The organism is Capnocytophaga sp. oral taxon 326 str. F0382 (assembly GCF_000318295.1).
GTDB lineage: Bacteria > Bacteroidota > Bacteroidia > Flavobacteriales > Flavobacteriaceae > Capnocytophaga > Capnocytophaga periodontitidis.
In genome coordinates, this window is record NZ_KB291377.1 from 3,679 (window position 1) to 6,153 (window position 2,475).

The 2,475-nt window shown below is 32.7% G+C and carries 3 protein-coding genes and 1 pseudogene; all 4 read right to left on the bottom strand.

Going from position 1 to position 2,475, the window contains the following annotated elements; genetic code table 11:
• Positions 1–286 (bottom strand): annotated as a pseudogene (locus HMPREF9073_RS15855) (hypothetical protein); the annotation flags it as partial.
• 111 nt (positions 287–397) lie between these two features.
• Positions 398–529, bottom strand: a complete 132-nt coding sequence (locus tag HMPREF9073_RS16490) for a hypothetical protein (protein ID WP_009412401.1) — start codon at positions 527–529, stop codon at positions 398–400.
• Between the two features lie 11 nt (positions 530–540).
• Entirely contained in the window at positions 541–993 is a 453-nt protein-coding gene (locus tag HMPREF9073_RS02485; protein ID WP_034555192.1) for a hypothetical protein, read from the bottom strand.
• Between the two features lie 4 nt (positions 994–997).
• Positions 998–2,475, bottom strand: a 1,478-nt coding sequence (locus HMPREF9073_RS16195; RefSeq protein ID WP_009412403.1) for an RHS repeat domain-containing protein, incomplete at its 5' end; no start/stop codon positions are given.

Here is a 2,475-nt window from a genome sequence, read left to right on the forward strand (position 1 = left end):
TACTAAAAATAAAAATTGATAAAGTATCTTTAGGGAGAAACTCTATTTCTTCTTTCCAATCCGCAGAAGCAAAATTAGTTGATAAGAAACTACCTAATGGATAAGGTTTGTATTTTAGGGTTATTGATGTATCTGGATATACAAAATCAATACCTCTTCTTGCTGGATAAATACTTATTGCACAATTGCTTTGATTTTTGATATACAAAGGATCTATTCTATCCATATAAGGCCACTCACAACTAAAGAGTAACAAAAATATAAATATAATATATACTGTTCTCATATTTTTTTCTTTTTAGGTTTTTTAGTTGGAAAATGATTCAATGAAGGTTCATATAAACTCCAATTTACTCTATTTCCATAATGTTTATTGAAATATTTATTAGCATTCATTTCATACCATATAGCTGTGTTTATAATCTTCTTTTTCATCACTCATTGCACTAAAAAAACTTGGTATTGCTATATTAAGCATATAAGTCAATCTAAATGTTTGGCTATCTATATAGTGTCCGTATTCGTGCATTCCTACCTCTTTTACCTTCCATATTTAGGGTACATCTTCATTCGTGACATTGCAGGAGTAGGAGGATAGGGGACACGAAACTTCAAAAGTTTACAATCCTCATAACTTAAGTCATACCGCTTTAGTATTTTATAATCTCTACGTACTTCTTCCCAGCTATATTTATTTAAGGTATCAGTACTAAAAATAAAAATTGATAAAGTATCTTTAGGAAAAGATTTAAAATCATCTTGCCAATCTTCTGTTCCAAATCTACTAGTTTTTAATTTTTCTAATGTATTAGGTTTGTATTTCATAGTTATTAAGGTATCAGGATATAGAAAATCAAATCCTAATTTTGCAGGATAAACACTTATAGTATAAGTGCTATTGTTTTCTATATATAAAACATCTTCCCCTTTATCCATATATAATTCACATCCTGAGAAGAATATTGATATAAGTGTTAAATATAATCTTTTCATAAGCTCATTTTTTTCGTTTTCTCGGATATGTATATTTTGGAGGTTCATATAAACTCCGATTTACTCTATTTCCATAATGTTTATTGAAATATTTATTAGCATTTTTATTAGCATTCATCTCATACCATCTATAGTTATGCTTATAAATTCCATTTTCTTTTTCATCACTCATTGCACTAAAAAAACTTGGTATTGCTATATTAAGCATATATGTCAATCCAAATGTTTGGCTATCAATATAGTGCCCGTATTCGTGCATAAAAAGAGGGTGAGTTAATACATATTCGGTAAAATCACCTTCTATTTTACCATTAATGTTTATATTTATAAAGTTTCCTATAGAAATACCATCTTCTTTTTTACTTTTTTCATTAATAGAGAAAGTAGCCCCTCCAAGATATTCTACTCTATCTACTTGTCCAAAAATATTTCTAAGTTGAGAAAAATCATTGCCTAAAACAGTCTGTGGATGTTCCCAAGTATATCTACTAATTCCCTGCCAAAGTCCTCCGATAAAGGTTCTGTTTTCATCTATATAAAAACTTCCTAAAGTTATTTTAGAAGAATTATTAAATATCGTCCAATCATTATAGAAAATTCCCCCAAGCGTTCCTACCACAACACCTAACTGATTAAACGAAGTTATAGATGTTATTACACTAGGTCCTGCTACAGCTCCTGCTAAAAATCCTTGAAAGAAAGCTCCTACACCATCCCAAAAGTTATTTATACTACCTCCCTTGGAACGCGCAATTAAGTTACCTAATCCAAAGATAAGCTCTATAAACTCTCCATTCTCATCTACATACACCAACGGATTGTTCAAGCAATAGCCATACCTATTAAAATTCTGGGTGTTAAAAGGGTCTTGTACGTTGTTATCGGGTTGTAAGAAACGGTGTAACGCAGGGTCGTACAAACGAGCATTCATATTGATAAGCCCTACGGTTTGCAGGTGTTCGTGTCCTGTAAAACCTCTATCTAATAAAGTTAAACCTTGTAACACTTTTCCTGCCCCGTCTTCCACTTTTATGGGTTGTCCCCAAGGATCAAAATGTCGTCTTTCTGCAATGTTGCCGTCTTCATCGGTGAGCATTACTATAGAACCTAAGTAATCTCTATGTAAGTAATAGAGTTTTGAGGCTTCACCGTCCGAAATGAGTATTGCAGGGGCACTATAGGCATCACCGCCTAAGTAAAACACAAACTTGGTGCTGTTATCGGTTTTGTTACATACTACTTCTACACTACCATCGTGGCTGTAGTGTTTAAGCATTGGGCGTTTGGCTTTTTCTATTTCAGCATTACCGTAATAGCAATGTGAACGTTCGCCAAAGGCGTTGTATTCATAGCTTATTCGCTCTTTGTCCTTTACATATATCTGATCAGGGGCTTTAAAAGCATTGTAGCGAATAGCAGGGAAAGGGTATTTTTCTAAATGGGTATCGCCTACTTCGTTGGTAGTGAGTTTTTGTTGTTGGT

Excerpts from the sequence above, each read along its gene's own strand:
- HMPREF9073_RS16490 (WP_009412401.1), bottom strand. The coding sequence starts at position 529 with ATGCACGAATACGGACACTATATAGATAGCCAAACATTTAGATTGACT.
- HMPREF9073_RS02485 (WP_034555192.1), bottom strand. The coding sequence starts at position 993 with ATGAAAAGATTATATTTAACACTTATATCAATATTCTTCTCAGGATGT.